This window comes from Vibrio sp. Vb1018 (assembly GCF_033338775.1).
GTDB classification, from domain to species: Bacteria; Pseudomonadota; Gammaproteobacteria; order Enterobacterales; family Vibrionaceae; genus Vibrio; species Vibrio alginolyticus.
This window is the reverse complement of sequence record NZ_JAWOTI010000006.1, coordinates 103,268-127,392: the sequence shown is the minus strand read 5'-3', so window position 1 is coordinate 127,392 and position 24,125 is coordinate 103,268. Positions and strand designations below refer to the sequence as shown.

Below are 24,125 nucleotides of genomic sequence, written 5' to 3'. Positions count from 1 at the left end.
TGATCTCGGTATTGGGCGATTTACTTCACGCTATGCTGTAACGATCGCTTTCGCATTGAGCCCTTTATCCACGCTCACCATTAACAACTGGCAAGGTTCTTGGTTTAGCTTTTCCCCTGTCCAGTAATCATACCAGTCCACCGGTTGATCAGACGTCAGCGTAAATTCCATCGCTCCGTAACTCGCATAATTAAACAAACAATGGAGGTCATTCTTCGTCGTTAGTTTTAAAAACGCGTGATTTAAACTCAAAGCGGTAAACTTTGCAGATTGTTGGTTACGTTGTTGACGTAACATGAGCTTAGACAGTGTCTTCTTAGCAAACGGCGTAATCTCAGGGAGCGGATCACCAGATAGCAGCAAACCACCACTCGCTAATAACACCGTGCGATGAAATTCATACTCTTCTCTGGATGCAGATTGATTAGCTAATGAAGTGAACGTGGCGCAATCCGGGTCAATTTGCCACAATTTTCGATGCTGCCAACTACGGTAAAAGGTTTCTTTGGCTATCTGTTCGAATCGACGACTATGACGCTCTACATCGTCAGAAACACGCATTGCATCCACAAGCCCCAGAGATGGCCACATTGGCGCGTTGCAACCTAAAAGCCACGCATCACCAACGCCTTTAGCAATCGCTTCCATTCCTAAACGATACGCCTCAACGCCTGTAATACCAGATTGTTTACGCACACCTTTTAAGGTGCCCCAATAGTTCGCGTCTAGCTTGAACAATTCAACGCCCCACTCTTGTCTCATGACAGAGACCACATTCGTCAGATGGTCTTGCACTTCTGGATTTGAGGTATCGAGTATGTACCAAGGTGTGCAGCGCCAACCACCGTATGTGACATCTTCTGCTTTAAGTAAGCTTCCATCTTTGTGGCGAACAAACCAATCTGGATGCTGTTTGAAGATCTCCGACTCAGGCTGAGCAATAAAGGGCGCCATCCAAATCGCCGGCTTTTTGCCTTTTGCACGGATACTATGAATGAGCTCTTTTACGCCACCAGAAAACTTATCTGATGGGGTTAACCAATCGCCCATAAAGGCTTGATAGCCATCATCCAGAAGTACCCACTCCAGGTCTTCGAGCTTATCTTGCATGCAATCAACGTTCTGCATGATGTTTTGCTCTGTCACGTCTGCGTAGTACGCGTACCACGAACACCAACCAACAGGCGCATCTTGTGTCACACCTTGGCGAACAGGATGATGCTTTGCAATCATCTCGCCATAGGTTTGATAAAGCTCGGACAGCGATTGACCACAGAGTACCGCCACGGATTCAAGTTGATTACTTTCCCAATCCGCCACTTGAGTCAACTCACCATCAATTGCGGCTGATAAAACCCAATGCCCATCACGCAGCACAACATCAAAATAGCCTGCAAAGCGATGACATGATGTGAAGCCAAATAATGTGTAGCCCGCTGAACCTTCCACCACTAAATAGTTGTAATAACGCTTAGGTGCATCTTTAGGGTAGATTCGATAAGAAGGATTATTGTCTGGGCAGCGACCAATATCAACGGGGTGATTGATCGTTCCCGCCGTTTGCGCCAACATTTGAAAACCATCCCCAATTACGTCGGCCTCGTGCTCGTACAAAAACGGCATTTCGAATAACACTTCACGGTCCGTAAAGGTTTTATTGTGAAGACCAGCAAAAGAAAAATGTAATTGATTACCCTCGACTTCAACTTGGAAGTCATTGTTATTCACAGTGATCTCAGTGTGATTTGCTAATTGAATGCTCTGAGCCATAAAGAGTCTACTCACTTAATTATTATTGTTTAGCTTGGCGCATTATCTCCTGCTTGTCTCACCCAATTCGTTACCATCATCACGAATACCAGTCTCGTTTAACGTTATGAAGTTACTATTGAGACAACGCTCACTGAAATTTTGATAAAAAAATACCAGCCCTGAGGCTGGTATTTGGATTTATGCAAACTGCACTAATTAAGCAACTTCGATCGGACCACCAAATGAAGTGACTGGCGGCACTTTACCTGTGAGCTTCTCGAAGTCTACGATACATGTGTTCGCAGAAGTCGCCTGTGCAAGCTCAGAAGAACCGATGTCTTGCGTTAGGGTGTTAGGATCACCGTAGGTACAGATTGCGCCTTCTTTCTCGTTTAGAGGACCGTACCATGCACCTTCTTCGATACGAATAACGCCACGTGGGTAGCTGTCAGTCAAAACAGCACCAGCTAACAGCTGACCACGACCGTTGAATACACGTACCAAATCACCATCTTTGATACCTTTTGCTTTGGCATCTGCTGGGTTGATGTAAACCGGCTCACGACCTTGTACCGCGTAAGTCGCGCGGAACTCTTCAGACTCACACATTTGAGAGTGAAGACGCTTATCAGGGTGGCAAGACTGCAACCAGAATGGGTATTTATCTGAACCAGGACCACCGTGTGAACGCTCTGATTTTTCGAACCACATTGGGTGCTCTTGACAGTGTTCGTAACCGTAACGGCCGATCTTGCGTGATGTAATCTCGATGAAGCCAGACGGTGTACCTAGTGGGTTAAGCTCAGGGTCTTTACGGAAGTCCGCATGACGAACCCAAGGTTTACCTTCACCGAAGTCTAGTACGCTCTTCTCCCAGAACTCGTTGAATTCTGGCATTTCAAACTTACCTTCGTTCGCTTTTTTACAATCGTTGTAAAGGCTTTCGATCCATTCCATCTCGCTCATACCACGAGTGTATTCTTCGCGGCGACCAAAACGCTGAGTGAGTTCACTCATGATTTGGAAGTCAGGCTTAGATTGGAACAATGGATCAACGAGACGATGCATCGCAATCAGACCTTTGTTCGAGTATGAACCGTATACGTCGATGTCGTTACGTTCCCATTGCGTACACGCCGGTAGAACGATATCTGAGAAACGACATGTCGCAGTCCAAGCAAACTCGATCGTTACAACCGTTTGAAGTTTGCGGAACGCTTTCTTCATGCGGTTACGATCTTGATGGTGGTGCCATGGGTTACAACCCGAGATAACCATCATCTTGAAGTCTGGCAGTTTCACTTTACCGCCGTTGTAGTTGATCTCTTTGCCAGGCTCTAGCAGACAGTCGATCCAACGTGCAACAGGGATAGTACGACTGTAACCGTTAAAGTCGTTGTTGTCCCACTTCGGTTTCATACCTTGGTCAAGGTTACGAGGGAAACCACCAGGGCCCGCGAAACCAGTAGAAGGCACACCGATACTTGAGTAATGGTGACCGTAAGAGATACCACCGCCAGGTAGACCGATTTGACCAACCATTGCAGCAACCACAGCCGCTGCCCAGTATGGCTGCTCACCGTGCTCTTGACGCTGGATACACCAACCCATCAGGATCTGTGTACGACCGCTGACTAGCATGCGTGCGAATTCACGGATCTTGTCCGCTTTCACGCCACAAATCGCTGCTGCCCATTCAGGCGTCTTCTCTACTTTGTCTTTTGTCTTACCTTGAACGTATTGAATGAACTCTTCAAAGCCGAGACAGTAAGTATCAATGAACTTCTTATCGTACAGGTTTTCGTTGTACAACACGTGTGCCACAGCGAGCATGAACGCTACGTCTGTCAGCGGGTTGATGTACAAGTGATCGTTCTCTAAGTAGCGCTGAGTTTTGTTCTTCACTGGGTCTACAGATAGAACGTTGATCTCACCTTTCGCCACTTTTTCTTTTAGTTGTGCAAGGTACTTAAACGACTCATGCGTTTCACAGTTCCAACCTACTTGAAGGTTTTTCACTGGGTCGTTAGCCCAAAGAACGATGTTGTCAGAGTTTTCTAGGATCTCAGACCAAGACGTACCTTGTGCATAAACTTCGGTTGAGCCTAGCACGTACGGCATAATGGTTTGACCTGCACCCGTCGAGTAGTCACCTACTTTAGTGATGAAGTTGCCATGCATACCTACTGCACGTTGCATGTGCGCAGTACAGTTGTTAAATGAACCCGTTTGGTTCCAACCTGTTTGACCTGCATGCAGCGCCCATGGGCCGTAGTCTTTTTGAATACGTTCTAGTTCGCGATAAAACAAATCTAGCGCTTCATCCCAAGTTACTCGGATGAAACGGTTGTTACCACGAGTATCCGCGCTGTATTTGTGTTTCTTCAACCAATCTAGACGAACCATTGGGTAACGCACACGTGAAGGGCTGTAGATAATACCCTTGATGCCGTTCAACATTTCTGTTGGGTTTTTGTCTAGCTCTAGCGGCTTGATCTCTTGAACTTTACCCGCGTAGATGTGGGCGCGGAACGCGCCCCAGTGAGAACCGGTTACTTTCCAAGTACCTGTCGTCTCAACGGCATTTGCAGAGGCGGACGCCAATAAGCTAGGACCAATTACTGACGCTGCACTTGTGGTTGCTACACCTTTAAGAAAACTTCTTCGTGTAATAGCCATTTAAAATTACTCCAATCCGACGCTTATTAGTGGTGACCTTCAGCATAATCTGAAGAGTGTTTCTGTAGATACTTCAAGATCAGTGCTTCACTGTCTGTATCTAGGTTAACGAACGCCAACATACCGTCGAACATACCTGGCCAGGTGTTCGCGTCGAAGTGCGCTTCCGCAGGTTGAGTGTGACATACAGAACAATTGGTCTTGTAGGCTTCACGAGATTTTTCCCAAACAGGATTGATGTCGTTCAGCATAGACTCTTTCTTAATCCATACTTTCGCCGCTACTTTTTCCCAAGGAAGGCCTGTTAGCTCATCCACTTTTTTCTCACCAGTCGTCACAATGTTGCTGTCTGTTGCTGCTTCTTTCATCAGAGACGCAGTCGCAATGTTCTTACCGAAGTCTTCTTGAATTACACGACCAAAACCTTTTGCTTTGCGCCAACCGTCAATTTCGATCTCAACAAACTCGCCTTTGTCTTCAAGAACTTTAACGGTCGATGCAGGATTAAGAAGACCAGCTTCTTTACTGCCTTGCGCATCAAAGTAAATTGGTAGGTGACGAACGCTCACGAGTTGCTGACCAACGCCGTAATCAGTGTTAGAAGTCATACCCTCTAGATCACCCACGATACCGCCAATGCTGTCCATGCCTGCTGGTAGGTTGTGCGCAATACCCTTGTGACAGTCAACACAGCTTTGATCTTTCTCAGCGGCTTGCTTCATTTGGATACGAGCCGTAGGAGACATTTGCTCGAAATCCATCGATTCGTAGTTGTGGCAGTTTTTACACTCCAGAGATTTGTTTGCCGAGAAACGATCCCATTCGTGTTTAGCAAGTTCGATACGACGCTCTTCGAACACACCCGGTTCGTCGTAGTTGCCAAATACTTGTGCAAATACTTCTTTAGAAGCTTGCATCTTACGAGCGATCTTATCTGTCCAGTTATGTGGAACGTGACAATCAGGGCAGGTAGCACGAACACCAGAGTGGTTTTTCCAGTGCACCGTTTCTTGTAGCTCAACGTACACGTTGTCACGCATTGTGTGACAACTAATACAGAATTCTTCTGTGTTGGTTGCTTCTAGAGCGGTGTTAAAGCCACCCCAAAAGATAACACCAGCAATAAAGCCGCCCATAGTCAGCACACCTAGGCTGATATGTACAGCTGGGCGCGTCATAGTACGCCACAGTTTAATGATTAATGATTTCATTATTTGCTCTCTTAAAATCTTTTCAAAAGTGTGGTTATGAGCTCACTGGCTTACATGCCGTGCGCGCCTGGAGGTCCAAAGAAGAAGACTTGCAACATCCAAACGATGAACCCGTAGCCGCCAACAAAGGCCACACTCAGAATTGGGAAGAGAACAACTGCAATGAAGAGGAACGACTTCCACTCCAGGGAGCGTTTTTCACCACTCTCAATTTTATTAACATCACTCATACATTTGCCTATTTTGTATCTAGTGTTATTGAAAAGCCCGCGTAACCAAGCTTAAGTTTTTTACAATCTCTAATGGAAAATGTTAGACCATACTAATAGTAGGGTTCAATCAAATAAGCGACCTCAGACCTTGTAATTCAACACTTTTTTGAGCTCATCCAGAGATATGATGGATTGATGTTATTTATTAAAAAACATGAACAGATGTGACAAAATAAGTCTTTTAAGGAGTTGTTAAATAACCAACATTTAAGAAACATCGATCACATTTAAATCGTAATTACCATGCCATAAATCGACTTAAAAACTCCGAAAAAGATAACCGTTTGTAAACAAAATGCTGCGTATTAATGTCGAAAATAGCACTCAAGATTTACTTTAAGAACAGCAAAAAGTGCACGTAGTGGTTCATATAAAGGGGAGGCTTAGATACAATTATTCGCGTATTTTCAAGGAGCGATTATGGACAACGTGGTGGATATAAGCTGGGTCAAACTGGCACTGTTTGGTTTGATTTTATTGGTCCCCTTCTTTATCAATGCCCGCTACAAATTAGGGATAGCAAAAGACACCATAATCAGTGTTATCCGAATGACACTTCAGCTCATATTGATTGGCGTGTATTTAGAATATCTTTTTCAATTAAACAGCTTACTTGTCAATATACTTTGGCTTGCCATCATGCTACTGATTGGTGCCAGCTCAATTGCGGGAAAAGCTCGCTTACCTAAAAAGCCACTTATGCTTCCGCTACTAACGGGCCTTACCTGTGGTCTAATACCACTTCTGATAGCAATTACAGCAGGCTTAGTGCAACCATCCCCTATTTACAATGCGCAGTACATGATCCCACTTGCTGGTATGTTATTGGGTAACAGCTTGAGTAGTAATATCATCGCTCTTCAGAATTTGTTTACGGCTTTTGAGCAGAGACAAGCAGAATATGAGGCTGCAATCTCACTTGGAGCCTCTCCTCGCTACGCATCCTTCCCCTTCATTCAGGAGGCTCTTAGAAAGTCCCTTGCCCCGACTTTAGCTTCTATGGCCACTACAGGGCTGGTTACCTTACCGGGTATGATGACCGGTCAAATTCTAGGTGGCGCGAGCCCGATGGTTGCGATTAAATACCAGTTAGTAATTATGCTGGCTATTTTCGTCATGTTGAGTGCCTCCGTAACCATAACGTTAGAAATGACATTGCGCTGGGTACAAACCAAAGAAGGCCGAATAAAGATAAAAATCGAGCAACCCGAATCGACCAAAACTCATGGTTAGCTGGCGCTTGTGGGTAAAGACCGTTAAACAACTTATATTGCCAAGTCGAACATACTTATAACTGAATAACTCAACTATTCTTCGAGCACTCATCAAGACGCTTTCAGATGAAAAGTCAGGCAGAATTCTTTTTGATATAAGCCTCTAATTTTATGAAATTTTCTTTGCAAGTTTAGATACGCACGACCTTTGATACAGGTTATCCACAGAAAATGTGGATAAGCCCCCAAAACCCATACGCAACCAGAAACATAGCAACATAAGTGATCAATCGAATCGTCATGCATTGATCACGTGACTGACATGTTCTAATTTTAAAGTAAAGGCAGTGACCACAAACTTGGAGAGACGTACATGGATGTCTTAATGATCAAAGAAAATTACGATGAACTCCTGTCCGATGCACCTCTGGATTGGCTCGTTCAAGAACCAAAGGAAGTAACTTCTCATTGGCTCCCAACCGATTTTGGCATCAACGAAGAGTTGATTTAACATGACTCGACTTATTTGACATTTGCAGAGACAAATAAAAAGAAAGGCGAACCATCTGGTTCGCCTTTCTTGTGATCTTCTAAACTTATCGCAAATGGTTATCTTCATCGCGTAGATAAATCATCCAATACCACATGCCAACAAATACGCCACCACCAATAATGTTTCCTATCGTAACAGGAATTAGGTTGTTTACGATGAACCCCATCATGTTTAAGTCCGCGTAGTTTGCAATATCTGCCCCTGTCATTTGCCAAAACGCTTCTGGCGCAAAGTACTTAATACCAATCGCCATAGGTACTTGGAACATGTTCGCAATACAGTGCTCAAAACCTGCCGACACGAACATAGCCACAGGCAAAATCATGACCGCTATTTTATCTGTCAATGTTCGCCCACTAAACGTCATCCAAACTGCAATACAAACTAATACGTTACACATAATGCCAAGCGCAACAGCAGCAAAGAAACCATGATGTAATTTGTGTTGGGAGATCGCCATCGCGTTAAGACCAACTTGGCCATGATCAAACATATATTGCTTGGTAACTAGCATACAGGCCACGAGCAAAATGGCCCCAACCATATTGCCAAAGTAAACCACCAACCAGTTTTTGATAAGTGCTTGCCAAGAGATTTTTCCACTCGCACGCGCAACTAGTGTCAGCACAGAGCTAGTGAAAAGCTCGCCGCCAGTAACCACCACCAAAATCAAACCAAGGCTAAATGCCAGACCACCAATGAGTCGTGTAATGCCCCAAGGCAGCTCGCCTGCGCCTGTCGTTACCGTGGTATAGAAGATGAAAGCAATACCAATATGAAGCCCCGCAGAAATGGCGAGCAGAAAAGATTTGATTGGAGCTTTCGTTGCTTTGCCTACCCCCACTTCAGCCGCGCGTTCCGCAGCTTGTGGCGGTAATAGTGAGTCAAACTGATTAAAGTTCATTCTGGTGTAACATTTAGAAACATTTAAAGAGGCGCGGATAATCGCTCTATTTCCCTATTTTTTCAAGTGCTATTTGGCGTGTTTACTAAAATCGTTGTTATTGGGAGATCAAGCAATAAATAGCGCCTATCATTCGCTACCGTAAGTATCATTGATACTTAACAAGTATTCGGCCTTTCGAACAAAGATCCTGCGTTATATCAGCCTGATAGCGCCATACTTAACACTTCTTGTCGTTGAATGTTGCCCAACGCTACTTTTCAGACTAGCTTGGTAAAAAAGCGCAAAGGAATCATTTATGAAATATTCAGCTGAACATATCGCCGAATTGAATCTACTTCTTCAGTTCGACCTAAGTAGTGCTGCAACTGGTATTAAAGTTCATACAGACGCGTCAGAAGAAATGCAGGCAGCCGTTGCTCGTCTATATAAGAAGCAACTTTGTACACAGCCTGACGGTGGTTATCTAACAGACGAAGGCATTGAAGTTGCAGAACATGCAGATAAGATTTTGAGAGTTCTGTCTGTGTAATTTGAACAAAAAACGCCACCGAACTCGGTGGCGTTTTTTAGTCCTATATTTTTCCTGTCGATGCCTGTGGCAATAATCGCTTTTTCATTTTGCTAAATGGTTGAACCTTGTCATACAACCAGTTAAAACCAGTGGCATAAAATAGGAAGAAAACGAGGAAGCCGGCTTCCAGCATCAGAGCTTGAAGAAGCGTAATTTCTAAGAACCAGGCAATCACAGGTAGAGAGATAAAGATTAATCCTCCCTCGAAACCAATAGTGTGTCCAAGCCGCATCGCTAAACTTCGCTCAGCTCGATTGTCACCAAACCACTTATCAAAATACAAGTTGTAGATGTAGTTCCATATCACGGTATACATGCTCAACCCGACCCCAACCAACGCGAGATCACTAGAACCCTTTCCAGTGATCAATGAAGCCGCTGGTACAATAATCGCGAGTGCGATTAACTCAAAAAGTACTGCATGAAAAATTCGTTCGTTACGAGTCATATTTCTCTGTCCAAATAGTTCTACTCAATGCTTAGAATTTTATCTATCATTTAGATAACCAAAAGTTAGATACCATCGGTTTAAGCGATATGTTTACCATCGAACAACTGCAAGCTTTCATTGCTACATCAGAAGCAGGATCATTTTCAGGAGCAGCTAGAAAACTGGGGCGAGCTCAATCTGTAGTGAGCCAGCACATCATGAATATGGAGATCGACTGTGGTGTTGAGCTTTTCGATCGATCAGGCAGGTACCCTAAATTAACTGAGAATGGCCTCGCGCTCGTACCTTATGCACAAGCAACAATCAGCCAACTCGACCGCCTAAACAATAGGGCATCGCAGCTCTTTTCCACGCCAACGAACAAATTAGTCTTAGCTATTGATGAAGGGATTCCTCTGACTCGCTTGCCGGATGTGCTAAAGAAGTTAGAGCAACGCTTTCCACACTTACAAGTTGAATGCTTAACGGCTTCAAGCCCTGATATCATTGAATTGGTTAAGTCGGAACGCGCCACGACTGGGATTATTTTGAGTGATTTACAAATGCCAAGACACATCGATTTCACCAATCTTGGCAATATTGCATTTGATGTCTATGTCTCTTCAACACATCCTTTAGCAAAGCAGCAAATCACTCACATTGATCAACTAAAACAACATCGTCAATTGGTCATACGATCCAAAAGTGCAGAGCCATGTGGTCTCAATCAAGCATTTAGCCCAGATATCTGGTACGCTGATAACTACTATATTTTGTTGGAATTGGCGAATAAAGGGTTTGGTTGGTGCTTTCTACCACAGCATTTAGTCGCGTATTCACCTAATACATTAAAAAAGGTTGGGGATGATTTCACAAAACTGGCTTGGCAAGTCAATGTTGACCTTATTCAGCACCAGAAATGGCATTCAGATCCCCTCCATCAACAAGCCAAAGCAGAACTGCTCAACCTATTCGGGCAGACATAAGTAAGTAGGAAGACCCAAATGGCAAATACATTGATCGTAGGTGCAGGCTGGCTCGGAACTCCGCTAGCAGAAACATTGATGAAAGATGGACACTATGTTGTCGTCACTCGTCGTAGCCAAACTCGATTAAAAGAGTTACCCACCTCATTAACTCACTCCGCATTGTTCGATTTCAATCAATTGAACGCCACAGCACGGCTAGATGAGTTGCTCAAACAGCATCAAATTACGCACGTTATCGGTGCTTTTCCTCCAGGGTTTCGTAAAGGACGCGGTCAAGAATATGCCCAGCAATGGCAAATACTTGCCAACGCAGCTAAGCAAAACAACGTTGAAAAACTTCTCATGATCAGCTCTACCACGGTTTACCCTAACCTTGCTTCCGATATGGAAGAAGCTGACGCGTCACTCTCTTTAGCAGCCGAAAGCCCTTATTTCTCTGATAATGCACGTATTATGCTTCAAGCAGAGCAGCATGTTATCGACTCGAATATTAGCTTTGTTATTCTACGTTGTAGCGGATTAATCGGGCCAGATAGACACCCATCTCGCTTTGCAGCAAGGCTTCAACAAGTTAGTCGTAAAGCACCAGCTAATATGCTTCATCAAGATGATGCTGTCTCGGCTGCGAAATTTGCCTTAGGCAATTTAAGCAACCAAGTCATTAATGTGACGACACCTCATACTGTCAGCAAGGCTGAGTTCTACCAAGCTGCCATAAACAAAATCGGAAGTGAGATACCTCTTCCACCCGTCACAGAGCAAGCTGACAAGCGTATTCTTGCTGACAAACTACTCTCACTTGGTTATCGATTTCACTTCAATTCAACTTTGGATGCGCTATGAGACTCTATAGACATATAGAAACGCTTTGGGATTACATGCAACTCAAACATAAACTGAAGCCTGCGGACTGTTTGTTTGTGATGTGCAGTAATGATGTGCGTGTAGAGGAGCACGCTGCCAAGCTCTACCACCAAAAGTTGGCACCTTTGATTGTATTTTCAGGGGGTGAAGGTCGCTTCACAGATGGACTGTTTGAAAAAAGCGAAGCAGAAACCTTTGCCGAGATTGCAAAGATGTCGGGCGTTCCAAGTGAAGCAATTTTGCTCGAAACTGAATCCACAAACAGTGGAGAAAATGTTCGCTTTACTGAGCAACGATTAAAAGAGGAAGGAAAACAGTGTTTCTCGTTTATTCTGGTACAAAAACCGTTTATGGAGCGTAGAGCAATCGCGACATTTGAAAAACAGTGGCAGTCACCCTACACTCAGCTCCAAGTAAGCTCTGCGGCTCTTCCATTTTTTGAATACATTAATGAAGACATGCCATTAATGATGGTGCTAGAAGCACTAATGGAAGATTTCTCTCGCGTAAAAAGCTATCCAGAGAAAGGATTTCAAACCAAGCAGAACATCCCTCATCAAGTCGAATCTTCTTACCAGGTTTTACTCGAGCGGTTTGGTTTTGACTTAGTCTAACTTTTTCTAACCGACAACAAAAAGCCACCAAGTTCGGTGGCTTTTCTGTATCAATGCGGCTTATTTACCGAGCGCTTCTTTGTAATGTTGGCGGCATACGGAGACATACTTATCGTTACCGCCGATCGCAACTTGATCGCCTTCTTTAATTGCCACGCCGTGTTCATCGGTACGAATAACCATATTCGCTTTGCGGCCGCAATGGCAGATTGTTTTGAGCTCAACCAGCTTGTCTGCCCAAGATAATAGATACTTACTGCCTTCAAAAAGTTCGCCTAGAAAATCGGTGCGAAGGCCGTAACACAATACTGGAATATGCAACTTATCAACGACTTCAGTAAGTTGATAAACTTGTTCTTTCGACAAGAACTGACACTCATCAACAAGAATACAGTGACGTTTTTCAACCTCATTCAGAGCTGCGATCTCCTGATACAAATTGGTATCCTGACGAAATAAATGTGCGTCAGATTGAAGACCAATACGAGAGCTCACTTTACCGACACCAAAACGATCATCTAGCGCAGCCGTAAAAATAACTGGCGTCATGCCGCGTTCTTGATAGTTGAAAGAGGATTGAAGAAGCGTTGTTGATTTACCCGCATTCATTGCTGAGTAATAGAAATACATCTGAGCCACAGAGCATTACCTAAAGTTAAAGTTTTAATTTATGGAAATGGAAAATAAAAGGGCTGAATTATCAGCCCTTTAAAAATGAAAATTCAATTACTTACGACGCCACGTTGTGCCTTCTGGACCATCTTCCAGAACAATGCCCATTTCGGTCAGCTTGTCACGAGCCATATCTGCATTCGCCCAATCTTTCGCAGCGCGAGAGTCATTACGCAGCTTGATCAGAGCTTCAATTTCAGCCACTTCATCATCGTTACCCGCATCACCTTTTAGGAAGGCTTCAGGATCTTGGTGAAGAATACCGATCACGTCAGCTAGTTCACGCATTAGCGCACCGAGTTCGCTCGCTTTCTCTAGGTTTTCTGTCTTCAGACGGTTAACTTCTCGCGCCATGTCGAACAGTACTGAGTAAGCTTCTGGTGTGTTGAAGTCATCGTTCATCGCTGCAGTGAAGCGAGATACGTATTCTTCACCACCAGCAGGCGCAGCGTTTAGGTCTAAACCACGTAGAGATGTGTACAGGCGCTCAAGCGAAGCACGTGCTTGGTTTAGGTTATCTTCGCTGTAGTTTAACTGGCTACGGTAGTGACCAGACATTAGGAAGTAACGCACTGTTTCAGCATCGTAGTGACCAAGAACGTCACGGATAGTAAAGAAGTTACCTAGAGATTTAGACATCTTCTCACGGTCTACCATTACCATGCCGCTGTGCATCCATGTGTTCACGTATTGTGTATCGTGTGCACAGCATGATTGCGCGATTTCATTTTCATGGTGTGGGAACTGAAGGTCAGAACCACCGCCGTGAATGTCGAAGTGGTTACCTAGGATTGAAGAGTTCATTGCTGAACACTCAATGTGCCAACCTGGACGACCTGGACCCCATGGTGACTCCCACGTTGGTTCACCCGGCTTTGACATCTTCCAAAGAACAAAGTCTAGAGGGCTGCGTTTTGCTGTTTCGATATCAACGCGCGCGCCAGCTTGAAGCTGATCAAGGTCTTGCTTAGAAAGCTTGCCGTATTCGTTGAATTTACCTACTTCAAACATTACGTCACCGTTATCTGCAACGTATGCAAAACCGCGCTCGATTAGCTTCTCAACCAATTCGATGATTTCAGCAATAAACTGTGTCGCACGAGGTTCAACGTCCGGACGTTTCATGTTCAGCGCATCAAAATCAGCGTGCATTTCACCAATCAAACGCTCAGTCAATGAATCGCAAGACTCACCATTTTCTGCGGCACGTTTGATGATCTTATCGTCGATATCTGTGATGTTACGTACAAACGTCAGATCATAGCCCAAGTAGCGAAGGTAACGTGATACAACGTCAAAAGAGACGAAAGTACGACCGTGACCAATGTGACAGAGATCGTAGATGGTAACTCCACAGACATACATACCGACTTTGCCAGCTGTAATTGGTTTGAATTCCTCTTTCTGTCTTGTGAGTGTGTTATATATCTTTAACATGATCTCTATCTATGATTGTGAATGAATAAAAGAAGATGAGTATATCAACTCCAACCTAGTTAGGTAATAGCAATTAACCGATAAAACGATAATCGGCTAAACTTCAAGCACAAAACGAAGAATTTCCTCTTCCTGAGTTTTTAAAGCACTAGAACTTAGGCTAGAATCTCGGGCTCAACACAACACAGTAAAGGAAAGTAGCATGATCACCCTTCACACTAATTTTGGTGACATCAAGATTCAACTAAACGAAGAGAAAGCGCCAGAGACAAGCGCAAACTTCCTTCAGTACTGCCGCGACGGTTTCTACGACAACACGCTTTTCCACCGTGTTATTGACGGCTTCATGATCCAAGGTGGTGGTATGGAGTCTGGTCTACGTGAAAAAGCGACTCGTGCACCTATCAAGAACGAAGCAAACAACGGCCTAAGCAACAAAGTGGGTACACTTGCTATGGCACGTACTATGGAGCCGCATTCAGCAAGCTCTCAGTTCTTCATCAACGTAAACAACAACACATTCCTAGACTTCCGTAGCGAAAGCCTAGACGGTTGGGGTTACTGTGTGTTCGGTGAAGTAATCGAAGGCATGGACATCGTAAATAAGATCAAAGGCGTTAGCACTGGTTCTTACGGCATGCACCAAGACGTACCTCTAGAAGACGTAGTAATCACTGGTACAACAATTGAAGAGTAATTCTTAGGAATTATTTTTAAAAGATAAGTTAATGGGGAGGCATAGCTTCCCCTTATTTCTATGACGACATTATTTATTTCCGATCTTCACCTTACCCCATCACGTCCTGATATCACGGAATGTTTTGTGACGTTCATGCGAACAGAAGCAACAAAAGCTGATGCACTTTATGTACTCGGCGATCTGTTTGAGTTCTGGATTGGTGACGATGACAACACCCCTTTTGCAGACCAAATCCGTGCAGAATTTAAAGCACTGACGGATGCGGGTGTGCCAACTTTTTTCATCCAAGGCAATCGAGATTTTTTACTCGGCAAACGCTTTTGCAAAGAAACCGGTATGACATTACTCGACGATGTCTGCACGATTGATCTTTATGGTCAAAAAGCCGTAATCCTACATGGCGATACGCTCTGCATTGACGATGTGAAATACCAAGAGTTTAGAAAAACCGTTCACAAACCATGGCTACAATGGTTGTTTAACCGTATTCCTTGGTTCATTAAGAAGAAAATTGTCTCAAAAGTTCAATCCGATATTCGTGATGATAAAATGAGCAAGTCATTAGATATCATGGACGTCAACCAAAATGAGGTCGAGAAAGTGATGTCTCAGAACTGCGTCAACTTAATGATTCATGGTCACACACATCGCCCGTACACACATTTTTTTGACGTCGATGGCGTTAAAAAGACCCGAATTGTTTTAGGGGATTGGTATACGCAAGGCTCAGTTTTAAAAGTAAATTCTGATAGTTTTGACCTACAAACGAGACCGTTCATACAGAATTTGCGTTAAGCATGTAGAGCGTGTAGAAGATTCACGCTCAAGTCGTAGATATTTTGTAAAAAATCGCTATTATCATAATACTAAGTTAAACAGAACGAAGTACCTAATTGAAGTATTCTTACGTAGCTCGCCAACCGATTCTGGATAGAGAAAAACGAACCATAGGTTACGAACTCCTCTTTCGAGACGGCCCTAAAAATACCTTCCCTGAAGTAGAACCAGAGCTGGCTACTAGTCGACTGCTATCCGATCATTTTTTGTCGACGCATTACAACACATTAGGAAACAAACTTGGCTTTGTTAACTTTCCGCATCAAAGCTTGGTAAACTTGGTCCCAACTTTGTTCCCTAAAGAATCTCTCGTCATTGAAGTCCTTGAAGACTGCGAACCGACAGAAGAACTGTTAGAAGCCATCAAGCACCTTCATGAGTGCGGATACAAAATTGCTCTGGATGATTTTGTTCCGACGAAAGCTTGGAAGCGTTTTCTTCCATACGTTTCCATGATCAAGTTTGATATTAGACTTGTGCCGATCAAGAAAGCTGCCATTTTTATTCAGGCGTTGAGCCCATTTAAAATCGACTTTCTTGCGGAAAAGGTAGAGACCTATGAAGAGTTTGAGCAAGCTCTAGAAGCCGGTTTTAACTATTTTCAAGGGTATTTTTTTAGCAAACCTGAGATGATCCAGAAAAAACGGTTGAACCCCGCGTTTCTTACCGTCATCCAACTTTGTAAAGAGATTGCAGATAAGCCCATCGACTTCAATGAGGTTGAACGTCTGTTTTCGATTGATGTGACGCTGTCATACAAGCTGCTTACTTACGTAAATTCAGGATATACATTAACGACTAAGATCAAATCGTTCAGACAGGCGCTTATTTATCTGGGTGAAGAGCGACTACGACGCTTTATTTCCTTAGTTGCAATTGCGTCCGTTCAAGAAGATAAACCTGACTCTCTTTACTCTTTAGCGATTCAGCGTGCACGAATGTGTGAACTGTTACTTAGTCAAATGAACACTAGGTATGACCCTGGGCAGGCTTTTTTGACAGGCATGTTTTCTTTACTCGGCTCTTTGCTCGATCAACCGCTCTCGGATGTCATTGAAGATATCCCCGTTGACGAAGATATAAAACTCGCATTAACCAGTCGAAAAGGCGTACTTGGTCACTTACTTTCGATGACGATCGCCTATGAACAAGCGGACTGGGAGTTAGCCGAGCGATATTGCACCGTTCTTAAATTAACCGAACCTCAATTAGCGGACGCTTTTAATCAATCTACCGAGTGGGCTCAAGAACTGCTGTCTCAAACGCCCTAAATCGCTATAATGCCTCACCTCCAGCCTCGCAATTGTGAGGTTGTTTGTTTTTACCGCTTAATTAATCGAGATTTCATTTTATGGCTTCTTCTTGCCCTTGCGGATCTAACCGCACCTACCAACAGTGTTGTGAAATTGCCCACAACAACCATGCTGACGTCACCACTCCAGAGCAGTTAATGCGCTCTCGTTACAGTGCGCATGTGTTAGGTCTAGTCGATTACGTGGTCAACACTTATCATCCAAGCTGTAATGCAGAAGAGCAACGTGAAGGCATTGCCCAATCTATCGACAGCGATTGGTGCAAACTTGAAGTTGTAAAAACAGAAGCTGGCAGTAATAACAATGAAGGCTTTGTAGAGTTTAGCGCTTATTTTGATGAAGACGGCAAACGCTACTGCATGACCGAGCGTTCTCGTTTCGTGAAAGAAAATGGGCTTTGGTACTACATTGACGGCACGTTTCCAGAAAAAGAGCTAGAAGAAGAACCAGAACAAGATCCTCGCCTAAACCAACCAGTGAGTAGCCTAAAAGTAGGTCGCAACGACCCGTGTATCTGTGGAAGCGGTAAGAAATTTAAGAAGTGTTGTGGGTAAGATCATCCACTCCTAGCTTATTGAGCTCTCTTTAATGAGATTCCTGATCTCGTCTAGGCTCGTTGGAGTGACGTGAATATATGTACCTGTTTGAAGTAAATAACTCTACTGCAAGCACCATTAGAAAATATACCGTCATTCTTAACAGCGAGGAACGAGTGTGATTCAGAATCTAATCGCTACTAGCACTGTTGCTGGTTTTACCCCGAATCAAGAACACTAAATTAAAAAAGCCCCTAGGCTCGAGAGCATAGGGGCTTTCACTTATCTATAGCAAGCTTACTTATGACGCTCTTTCAGTTTGTTCACTACGTCATTCATCGATAAGCCTTGGTCTTGAAGCAATACCATTAAGTGATAAATCAAATCTGCTGATTCACACACTAACTCCGCCTTATCGCCCGACGTCGCCGCAAGCGCGACTTCAACGCCTTCTTCGCCCACTTTTTGCGAAATACGCTTGGTGCCACGGGCATAAAGACTGGCAGTATAAGAGGAATCTGGGTCGGCACTCTTGCGGGCAGCCAGTAACTGCTCAAGTTGATGAAGCCACACCATTTGTGACTCCTCTTGAGGGTCCACATCCCAGCAAGTTGTGTTACCCAGGTGACACGTAGGGCCAATGGGATTAACTTTCACCAGTAGCGTATCGTTGTCGCAATCGAGCTGCATGTTCACCAATTGCAATACGTTGCCAGAAGTCTCACCTTTCGTCCAAAGACGTTGCTTGGTACGAGAGAAAAACGTCACTTGACCCGTTTCGCCCGTTTTTGCCAACGCATCTTGGTTCATGTAACCCATCATCAGCACTTGGCTTGATTGGAAATCTTGTACGATGGCAGGTACCAGACCATCCACCTTTTCCCAGTTGATTCGCTCAGCTAGCGAACTTACTTCGGCGGCTTTCACACTCATAGTCGTACCTCAATGCCTTGTTGTTTCAAATACTGCTTTAATTCACCAATGTTGATGACTTGTTTGTGGAATACCGATGCGGCAAGCGCGCCATCCACATTGGCTTTTTGGTATGCTTCCGCAAAGTGCTCCATAGCACCCGCGCCACCCGATGCAATCAGCGGTACATTACATACTTCGCGCACCATATTCAGTTGTTCGATATCGTAGCCGTTACGCACACCGTCTTGGTTCATCATGTTCAGTACGATTTCACCAGCGCCGCGTTTTTGTACTTCTTGCACCCAATCACGCGTTTCCCATTGGGTCGCTTTGGTGCGTTCTTCATCACCAGTAAACTGGTAAACCTGATACTTGCCCGTCTCTTTGTCGTAGTATGAATCGATACCAACGACGATACATTGCACACCAAACTTATCAGCAAGGTCAGTAATCAACTGAGGGTTCGCCAAGGCAGGAGAGTTAATAGATACCTTATCTGCACCAAACTCAAGAATGCGCGCCGCGTCCTCTGCTGATTTAATGCCACCAGCCACACAGAACGGAATATCAATCACTTCTGCAACGCGAGCGACCCAACTTTTATCAACGACACGCCCATCACTTGAAGCGGTAATATCGTAGAACACAAGCTCGTCAGCGCCTTCTTCAGCATAACGCTGTGCCAGAGGAACGATGTCGCCAATGATTTCGTGGTTGCGGAACTGGACGCCCTTCACCACTTGTCCATCACGAACATCAAGACATGGAATTATTCGCTTTGCCAGCATGCAAATGCCTCCTCTGCTGTGAATTTACCATCTAACAGCGCACGACCAACAATCACACCAGCCACACCGCTGCCTTTTAGCGCTTCGATATCTGCTAATGAGCCAATGCCACCTGAAGATTGAAACTGCACTTGTGGGTACTGTTTACATAGGTCGACATAAAGCTCTACGTTTGAGCCTTCTAGCGTACCGTCACGAGAAATGTCCGTACAAAGCACGTGCTGCAAACCTACCGTCAGGTAATCGTTGATCAGAGCTTCGATAGTCACGCCTGAATCTTCTTGCCAACCAGAAATCGCTACTTTACGTGTGCCGTCTTGATCGATGTTGATGTCTAGCGCGAGAACGATTTTCTCTGCACCGTATTTTTCCATCCAACCTTTCACAAGCTCTGGCTGTTTTACTGCTGTTGAGCCAACGACAACACGCTGAGCCCCCGCTTCTAGCAGATCAATCACGTCTTGCTCTGTGCGCACTCCGCCACCGATTTGGATGTTCGCTGGCGTGCTTGCTAGTAGCTTTGCAATTAAATCAAGTTGACGTGCTGTCGTGTCTTTCGCGCCAGTTAAATCCACCAAGTGCAGCCAGTTAGCACCAGCTTGGTGGTACAAGTTGAACTGCTCTGCTGGGTCGACTTTGTACTCAGTTACTTGGCCGTAATCACCTTGATAAAGGCGAACCACCTGTCCTTCAATTAAATCAAGAGCTGGAATAATCACACTAAATCCCTTTTATAATTCTAAGAAGTTTTGAATAAGCTTCGCGCCCGCTTTTGAAGAACGCTCAGGGTGGAATTGCACGCCGTAATAGTTACCGCTTTGTACTGCTGCTGTGAACGGGTTGCCGTATTCACATTCCGCAATCGTGTAATCCCCAACAGGCATCGCAAAGCTGTGCACGAAGTAGAAATACTCTCCTTCTTCAATATCTTTGAAAAGTGGATTACCTGCTTTTGCAGAGACCGTGTTCCACCCCATATGCGGCAACGGCAAATCGCCAGTTTGTAGTAGCTTCACTTCGCCATCACAAAGTCCAAGACACTCAACTAACTCGTCGGCTTTCTGCCCTTTCTCTTGAGACACTTTGCCCAACAGTTGCATGCCTAAACAGATACCTAGTAATGGCTTTTCTACCTGTTTTACCAAGCTGATCAGATCGCGCTCTTCTAGGTTCTTCATCGCTTCGCTGGCGGTTCCCACACCCGGTAGGAATAGCTTATCTGCGGATAATACGACTTGCGGATCTTTTGAAATCGTTACGTCATAGCCTAGGCGTTCAATGGCAAACTTCACCGAAGAAACGTTGGCACAGCCAGTATCGATAATGACAACTTTCTGTTCTGTCACTGTTTTTCTCCTTGCTAACGTTAGCCTTAAAGCACGCCTTTACTACTTGGTAGCTCAGTGCCTTCTACTTTGATTGCTTGGCGTAACGTACGACCAAACGCTTTAAATAGACTTTCAATGATGTGGTGATCATTGTTGCCCGCAGAAGAAAGGTGCAACGTACATGCTAATGTGTCAGTCAGAGAGCGGAAGAAGTGAACTACCATCTCTGTTGAAAGATCACCCACTTGCTCACGGCTGAATTGCGCGTCGAACTTAAGGTAAGGACGACCTGATAGGTCTAGTGCGCATTGCGCCAAACACTCATCCATTGGCAAACTAAAGCCAAAGCGACCAATACCACGCTTGTCACTCAGTGCTTCTTTCAACGCTTGACCCAACGCAAGAGCGGTATCTTCTACTGTGTGGTGATCATCAATGTGCAGGTCACCTTCCACTTTGCACACCATTTGGAATCCACCGTGCGTCGCAATTTGATCCAGCATGTGGTCAAAAAAGCCAAGACCTGTAGAAATATCGTTACCGCCTTGCTCGTCAAGGTTAACGAATACTTTAATGTCTGTTTCTTTTGTGGTTCGAACGACTTCAGCAACACGCGCCTTCACTGTGAGATCTTTTAGGATCTGTTTCCAGCCCATGGTTTCTGGGTTGTATTGAATACCACGAATTGCCATGTTTTCTGCAAGTTGAAGATCAGTTTGACGATCGCCAATCACAACAGAATTTTGGAAATCCACTTTGCCACCTTGAAGGTACTCTTTTACCAAGCCTAATTTAGGCTTACGGCATGAACAGTTATCTTCATCAAAGTGAGGACAAATCAGCACGTCATCAAATTTCACACCTTGAGATTCAAAGATCTCCATCATCATGTTGTGTGGTGCATCAAAATCAGCTTGTGGGTAGCTGTCGGTACCCAAACCATCTTGGTTCGTGACCATCACTAGGCGGTATCCTGCATCCTGCAACGACAGCAGGCTTGGGATAACAAATGGTTCTAGTTTTAGCTTATCTAAACGGTCTACTTGAAAATCAATCGGCGGCTCAACAATTAAGGTGCCATCACGGTCGATAAAAAGGATTTTTTGTTGTTTGCTCACTCGAACTTCCTTATTGCTATTCTTTTGGCGCTCCCGCTATTGAGCGAGAGCGATAAATTCTGTCTCTATTTATGCGTAGTAGTTTCTGATAAATCCAAGCGTTTTTTCGCACTCGTCACGGTTACCCACACTGATACGCACACAGTTTTCAATTGGCGAGTTACGCAAAATAATGCCCGTATCCCAAGCCGCTTTGAAAAGGTCATCGCCATCTGGGAATTTCACCAATAGGTAGTTTCCCCACCCTTCAAACACTTCCAAGCCCGGAATCATTGAAAGGCCAACTTGCAAGTAAGCACGGTTTGCATTCAAATCGAGAACTTGAAACTTCGCTCGTGCTAAACCAGCTTCCGAAAGCGCCTGAGTCGCAATTTCTGCCACTGGAACTGGGACTGGGTAAGGTGCGATAACTTTAAGAAGTACATTAATCAGCTCTTCGTTCGCAAGCGTAAATCCACAACGCAGACCTGCAAGCGCAAAAGCTTTCGACAGAGTACGCAGAATTGCAAGGTTCGGGTATTGCGCCAGTAGGTCTACCGTTGACGCTTCTGGACAAAAATCGATGTACGCTTCATCCATTACCACGATTGCACGGTCTTTTGTCATCTCAAGCAGAGACACAATGTCTTCACGCTTAACCAAGTTACCCGTTGGGTTGTTTGGCGAACATACAAAAACCAGTTTCACGTTATCCAGATTAGCTTCGATGCCTGCAAGGTCTAGTTGCCAATCTGACGTTAGCGGCACGGTTTTACGCTCTACACCTATGGTTTCTGCACTGATGGCGTACATACCGTAAGTCGGTGGGCAGTAAAGAATCGCATCTTCACCCGGCTCACAGAAAGCACGAATCAGTAGTTCAATACTTTCATCAGCACCGCGAGAAGTCAGTGTTTGTTCTGGTTTAACACCCGCATACGCTGCGTAAGCGGAAATCAGTTCTTTCGGTTGGCATTCGCTGTAACGATTAAGACGAGCAAAGTCTGTTTTGTATTCATTGTTAAATGGTGATTCGTTGGCATTTAGCCATACGTCACCCGTACCACCGATTCGGCGAGCCGACATATAAGGGGTAAGCTGTTGGACTTGTTTACGCGCTAGCTTTTCCATCTCATTACTCTCTTATTCTTACTTACTTGCTAATTTTTCTACGCGGATAGTAACAGCACGTTTGTGAGCGTCCAGACCTTCCGCTTCAGCCATCGTGACTACCGTTGGTGCAAGGTTCTTTAAACCATCAGCAGAAAGCTCCTGAACCGTCATTCGTTTAGAGAAATCCGCCAAACCTAAGCTTGAATAAGTACGTGTGTAACCGTAAGTAGGAAGGACGTGGTTGGTGCCCGATGCGTAATCACCTGCTGATTCAGGCGACCAATCACCTAGGAAGATAGAACCTGCGTTATCTAATAGAGGTAAAAGCTCGCGTGGGTTCTTAGTCTGAACAATTAAGTGCTCAGGACCGTAGTAATTCGAAATGGAAACCGATTGAGTAAGAGACTCGGCAATGATGATCAAGCTTGAAGCCAATGCTTGCTCTGCGATGTCTGCACGAGATAGCTCCTTAAGCTGACGTTGAACCGCATCCGTCACTTGATCAGCAATCACAGGAGAAGGAGTCACAAGTACCACTTGAGAATCAGGACCGTGTTCCGCTTGGCTCAAAAGATCCGCAGCGATAAAGTCTGCATCTGCGGTTTCATCGGCAATCACAAGAACTTCTGATGGACCTGCTGGCATATCAATCGCAGCACCACGGAAATCATTGCTAACCTGACGTTTTGCTTCGGTCACGTAAGCGTTGCCCGGACCAAAGATCTTATCTACTTTCGATACAGTCTCGGTGCCATAAGCCATTGCAGCAACTGCTTGGCCACCACCGACGTTGTACACTTCATCAATGCCACACAGTTTCGCGACATAAAGGATCTCATCAGCGATTGGCGGTGGAGAACAAAGAACGACTTTACGACAACCTGCAATTTTTGCAGGAACGCCGAGCATCAAAACAGTCGATGGCAAAGGCGCACTGCCACCAGGAATGTACAAACCCACTTTTTGAATTGGACGTGTTACTTGTTCACAAAGAACACCTGGCTGCGTTTCCACCTTGATCGGTTGCGGCTTTTGCGCTTTGTGGAACTTAGAAATATTGGCGTAAGCTTGCTCTAGTGCGCTCTTCATTGACTCTGACAAACGCTCTGACGCTGCCTTAATTTCCTGAGAAGAAACACGAATGGATTCAGGCTTAACACGGTCAAACTTTTCTGTCAGCTCAATAAGAGCAGAGTCACCTTCTTCTCGAACTTTAGCAATAACTTCGGCCACAGCAGTGGTGATATTGGCACCTTCTGCAATAGCAGGGCGCTCCAAAATAGAGTCTTGCTGATTCTCACTTAATGATTGCCAAACGACTGTTCTCATGATG

At 44.7% G+C, this 24,125-nt stretch carries 25 protein-coding genes; 10 read left to right on the top strand and 15 right to left on the bottom strand.

Features of this window, described 5'->3' with window-relative positions; genetic code table 11:
- Window positions 1–30: 30 nt before the first annotated feature.
- The 4 genes from R7Z10_RS08945 to torE form a co-directional block, all read right to left on the bottom strand.
- A complete protein-coding gene (locus R7Z10_RS08945) occupies window positions 31–1,770 on the bottom strand; it encodes a glycoside hydrolase family 36 protein (protein ID WP_085569591.1) in 1,740 nt (579 codons plus the stop codon).
- A gap of 198 nt (window positions 1,771–1,968) precedes the next feature.
- A complete protein-coding gene (gene torA, locus R7Z10_RS08940; RefSeq protein WP_318104655.1) occupies window positions 1,969–4,431 on the bottom strand; it encodes a trimethylamine-N-oxide reductase TorA in 2,463 nt (820 codons plus the stop codon).
- Between the two features lie 26 nt (window positions 4,432–4,457).
- On the bottom strand, window positions 4,458–5,642 hold the full coding sequence (torC, locus tag R7Z10_RS08935; protein WP_005378139.1) for a pentaheme c-type cytochrome TorC: 1,185 nt from the start codon (window positions 5,640–5,642) through the stop codon (window positions 4,458–4,460).
- A 50-nt stretch (window positions 5,643–5,692) separates the two neighbouring features.
- A complete protein-coding gene (gene torE, locus R7Z10_RS08930) occupies window positions 5,693–5,872 on the bottom strand; it encodes a trimethylamine N-oxide reductase system protein TorE (RefSeq protein ID WP_005378141.1) in 180 nt (59 codons plus the stop codon).
- A gap of 462 nt (window positions 5,873–6,334) precedes the next feature.
- On the opposite strand from torE, the gene R7Z10_RS08925 reads away from it, so the two are divergent.
- Both R7Z10_RS08925 and R7Z10_RS08920 read left to right on the top strand, forming a co-directional pair.
- Complete coding sequence (locus R7Z10_RS08925; protein ID WP_047100766.1) at window positions 6,335–7,147, top strand: ABC transporter permease; 813 nt, start codon at window positions 6,335–6,337, stop codon at window positions 7,145–7,147.
- A gap of 354 nt (window positions 7,148–7,501) precedes the next feature.
- Window positions 7,502–7,639, top strand: coding sequence for a hypothetical protein (locus R7Z10_RS08920; protein WP_005378145.1), 138 nt, complete (start codon window positions 7,502–7,504; stop codon window positions 7,637–7,639).
- Window positions 7,640–7,724: 85 nt separating this feature from the next.
- On the opposite strand, the gene focA is transcribed toward R7Z10_RS08920, so the two are convergent.
- Window positions 7,725–8,585 carry a formate transporter FocA gene (gene focA / locus R7Z10_RS08915; protein WP_005378146.1) on the bottom strand — a complete coding sequence of 287 codons (861 nt, stop codon included), beginning with the start codon at window positions 8,583–8,585 and terminating at the stop codon, window positions 7,725–7,727.
- Between the two features lie 298 nt (window positions 8,586–8,883).
- On the opposite strand from focA, the gene R7Z10_RS08910 reads away from it, so the two are divergent.
- Entirely contained in the window at window positions 8,884–9,117 is a 234-nt protein-coding gene (locus R7Z10_RS08910) for a TIGR02647 family protein (protein WP_005387662.1), read from the top strand.
- A gap of 43 nt (window positions 9,118–9,160) precedes the next feature.
- Here R7Z10_RS08910 and R7Z10_RS08905 read toward each other — a convergent pair whose 3' ends face one another.
- Entirely contained in the window at window positions 9,161–9,607 is a 447-nt protein-coding gene (locus R7Z10_RS08905; RefSeq protein WP_042522041.1) for a PACE efflux transporter, read from the bottom strand.
- Window positions 9,608–9,696: 89 nt separating this feature from the next.
- On the opposite strand from R7Z10_RS08905, the gene R7Z10_RS08900 reads away from it, so the two are divergent.
- Genes R7Z10_RS08900 through R7Z10_RS08890 form a run of 3 tightly spaced genes read left to right on the top strand, consistent with a single transcriptional unit; the run spans window position 9,697 to window position 12,056 of the window.
- Window positions 9,697–10,575: a LysR family transcriptional regulator gene (locus R7Z10_RS08900; RefSeq protein ID WP_005378151.1), complete on the top strand. Its 879-nt coding sequence runs from the start codon at window positions 9,697–9,699 to the stop codon at window positions 10,573–10,575.
- An 18-nt stretch (window positions 10,576–10,593) separates the two neighbouring features.
- The gene (locus tag R7Z10_RS08895) at window positions 10,594–11,421 is read left to right on the top strand and encodes an NAD-dependent epimerase/dehydratase family protein (protein ID WP_064353801.1); all 828 of its coding nucleotides are present in this window, start codon (window positions 10,594–10,596) and stop codon (window positions 11,419–11,421) included.
- A complete protein-coding gene (locus R7Z10_RS08890) occupies window positions 11,418–12,056 on the top strand; it encodes a YdcF family protein (protein WP_318104652.1) in 639 nt (212 codons plus the stop codon). The genes R7Z10_RS08895 and R7Z10_RS08890 overlap by 4 nt, the downstream gene beginning before the upstream one ends.
- Before the next feature lie 60 nt (window positions 12,057–12,116).
- Here R7Z10_RS08890 and R7Z10_RS08885 read toward each other — a convergent pair whose 3' ends face one another.
- Both R7Z10_RS08885 and cysS read right to left on the bottom strand, forming a co-directional pair.
- Entirely contained in the window at window positions 12,117–12,695 is a 579-nt protein-coding gene (locus R7Z10_RS08885; RefSeq protein ID WP_005378154.1) for a thymidine kinase, read from the bottom strand.
- Window positions 12,696–12,782: 87 nt separating this feature from the next.
- Window positions 12,783–14,165, bottom strand: a complete 1,383-nt coding sequence (cysS, locus tag R7Z10_RS08880; RefSeq protein WP_005378155.1) for a cysteine--tRNA ligase — start codon at window positions 14,163–14,165, stop codon at window positions 12,783–12,785.
- A 202-nt stretch (window positions 14,166–14,367) separates the two neighbouring features.
- On the opposite strand from cysS, the gene R7Z10_RS08875 reads away from it, so the two are divergent.
- The 4 genes from R7Z10_RS08875 to R7Z10_RS08860 all read left to right on the top strand — a co-directional run bounded on the left by R7Z10_RS08875 (window position 14,368) and on the right by R7Z10_RS08860 (window position 17,569).
- On the top strand, window positions 14,368–14,862 hold the full coding sequence (locus R7Z10_RS08875; protein ID WP_005378156.1) for a peptidylprolyl isomerase: 495 nt from the start codon (window positions 14,368–14,370) through the stop codon (window positions 14,860–14,862).
- 60 nt (window positions 14,863–14,922) lie between these two features.
- Complete coding sequence (lpxH, locus tag R7Z10_RS08870; RefSeq protein WP_170897160.1) at window positions 14,923–15,660, top strand: UDP-2,3-diacylglucosamine diphosphatase; 738 nt, start codon at window positions 14,923–14,925, stop codon at window positions 15,658–15,660.
- Window positions 15,661–15,758: 98 nt separating this feature from the next.
- Complete coding sequence (locus R7Z10_RS08865; protein ID WP_005378158.1) at window positions 15,759–16,973, top strand: EAL and HDOD domain-containing protein; 1,215 nt, start codon at window positions 15,759–15,761, stop codon at window positions 16,971–16,973.
- 80 nt (window positions 16,974–17,053) lie between these two features.
- Entirely contained in the window at window positions 17,054–17,569 is a 516-nt protein-coding gene (locus tag R7Z10_RS08860; RefSeq protein ID WP_171344584.1) for a YchJ family protein, read from the top strand.
- A gap of 279 nt (window positions 17,570–17,848) precedes the next feature.
- On the opposite strand, the gene hisIE is transcribed toward R7Z10_RS08860, so the two are convergent.
- The 7 genes from hisIE to hisD form a co-directional block, all read right to left on the bottom strand.
- Window positions 17,849–18,484: a bifunctional phosphoribosyl-AMP cyclohydrolase/phosphoribosyl-ATP diphosphatase HisIE gene (gene hisIE, locus R7Z10_RS08855; RefSeq protein WP_005533681.1), complete on the bottom strand. Its 636-nt coding sequence runs from the start codon at window positions 18,482–18,484 to the stop codon at window positions 17,849–17,851.
- Complete coding sequence (hisF, locus tag R7Z10_RS08850) at window positions 18,481–19,254, bottom strand: imidazole glycerol phosphate synthase subunit HisF (protein ID WP_004749837.1); 774 nt, start codon at window positions 19,252–19,254, stop codon at window positions 18,481–18,483. The genes hisIE and hisF overlap by 4 nt, the downstream gene beginning before the upstream one ends.
- Entirely contained in the window at window positions 19,236–19,973 is a 738-nt protein-coding gene (gene hisA, locus R7Z10_RS08845; protein WP_005390889.1) for a 1-(5-phosphoribosyl)-5-[(5-phosphoribosylamino)methylideneamino]imidazole-4-carboxamide isomerase, read from the bottom strand. The genes hisF and hisA overlap by 19 nt, the downstream gene beginning before the upstream one ends.
- A 12-nt stretch (window positions 19,974–19,985) precedes the next feature.
- A complete protein-coding gene (gene hisH / locus R7Z10_RS08840; RefSeq protein ID WP_017821716.1) occupies window positions 19,986–20,600 on the bottom strand; it encodes an imidazole glycerol phosphate synthase subunit HisH in 615 nt (204 codons plus the stop codon).
- Window positions 20,601–20,626: 26 nt separating this feature from the next.
- Window positions 20,627–21,700: a bifunctional histidinol-phosphatase/imidazoleglycerol-phosphate dehydratase HisB gene (gene hisB, locus R7Z10_RS08835; protein ID WP_005378173.1), complete on the bottom strand. Its 1,074-nt coding sequence runs from the start codon at window positions 21,698–21,700 to the stop codon at window positions 20,627–20,629.
- Window positions 21,701–21,769: 69 nt separating this feature from the next.
- Window positions 21,770–22,810, bottom strand: coding sequence for a histidinol-phosphate transaminase (gene hisC, locus R7Z10_RS08830; protein WP_262668612.1), 1,041 nt, complete (start codon window positions 22,808–22,810; stop codon window positions 21,770–21,772).
- Between the two features lie 18 nt (window positions 22,811–22,828).
- On the bottom strand, window positions 22,829–24,121 hold the full coding sequence (hisD, locus tag R7Z10_RS08825) for a histidinol dehydrogenase (protein ID WP_318104647.1): 1,293 nt from the start codon (window positions 24,119–24,121) through the stop codon (window positions 22,829–22,831).
- Between the last annotated feature and the right edge of the window lie 4 nt (window positions 24,122–24,125).

Coding starts and splice junctions, on each gene's coding strand:
- R7Z10_RS08905 (WP_042522041.1), bottom strand. CDS start 9,607: ATGACTCGTAACGAACGAATTTTTCATGCAGTACTTTTTGAGTTAATC.
- torC (WP_005378139.1), bottom strand. CDS start 5,642: ATGAAATCATTAATCATTAAACTGTGGCGTACTATGACGCGCCCAGCT.
- R7Z10_RS08925 (WP_047100766.1), top strand. CDS start 6,335: ATGGACAACGTGGTGGATATAAGCTGGGTCAAACTGGCACTGTTTGGT.
- torA (WP_318104655.1), bottom strand. CDS start 4,431: ATGGCTATTACACGAAGAAGTTTTCTTAAAGGTGTAGCAACCACAAGT.
- cysS (WP_005378155.1), bottom strand. CDS start 14,165: ATGTTAAAGATATATAACACACTCACAAGACAGAAAGAGGAATTCAAA.
- R7Z10_RS08900 (WP_005378151.1), top strand. CDS start 9,697: ATGTTTACCATCGAACAACTGCAAGCTTTCATTGCTACATCAGAAGCA.
- R7Z10_RS08895 (WP_064353801.1), top strand. CDS start 10,594: ATGGCAAATACATTGATCGTAGGTGCAGGCTGGCTCGGAACTCCGCTA.
- focA (WP_005378146.1), bottom strand. CDS start 8,585: ATGAACTTTAATCAGTTTGACTCACTATTACCGCCACAAGCTGCGGAA.
- R7Z10_RS08920 (WP_005378145.1), top strand. CDS start 7,502: ATGGATGTCTTAATGATCAAAGAAAATTACGATGAACTCCTGTCCGAT.
- R7Z10_RS08910 (WP_005387662.1), top strand. CDS start 8,884: ATGAAATATTCAGCTGAACATATCGCCGAATTGAATCTACTTCTTCAG.
- hisF (WP_004749837.1), bottom strand. CDS start 19,254: ATGCTGGCAAAGCGAATAATTCCATGTCTTGATGTTCGTGATGGACAA.
- hisC (WP_262668612.1), bottom strand. CDS start 22,810: ATGGAAAAGCTAGCGCGTAAACAAGTCCAACAGCTTACCCCTTATATG.
- R7Z10_RS08875 (WP_005378156.1), top strand. CDS start 14,368: ATGATCACCCTTCACACTAATTTTGGTGACATCAAGATTCAACTAAAC.
- R7Z10_RS08945 (WP_085569591.1), bottom strand. CDS start 1,770: ATGGCTCAGAGCATTCAATTAGCAAATCACACTGAGATCACTGTGAAT.
- torE (WP_005378141.1), bottom strand. CDS start 5,872: ATGAGTGATGTTAATAAAATTGAGAGTGGTGAAAAACGCTCCCTGGAG.
- lpxH (WP_170897160.1), top strand. CDS start 14,923: ATGACGACATTATTTATTTCCGATCTTCACCTTACCCCATCACGTCCT.
- R7Z10_RS08860 (WP_171344584.1), top strand. CDS start 17,054: ATGGCTTCTTCTTGCCCTTGCGGATCTAACCGCACCTACCAACAGTGT.
- hisIE (WP_005533681.1), bottom strand. CDS start 18,484: ATGAGTGTGAAAGCCGCCGAAGTAAGTTCGCTAGCTGAGCGAATCAAC.
- hisD (WP_318104647.1), bottom strand. CDS start 24,121: ATGAGAACAGTCGTTTGGCAATCATTAAGTGAGAATCAGCAAGACTCT.
- R7Z10_RS08890 (WP_318104652.1), top strand. CDS start 11,418: ATGAGACTCTATAGACATATAGAAACGCTTTGGGATTACATGCAACTC.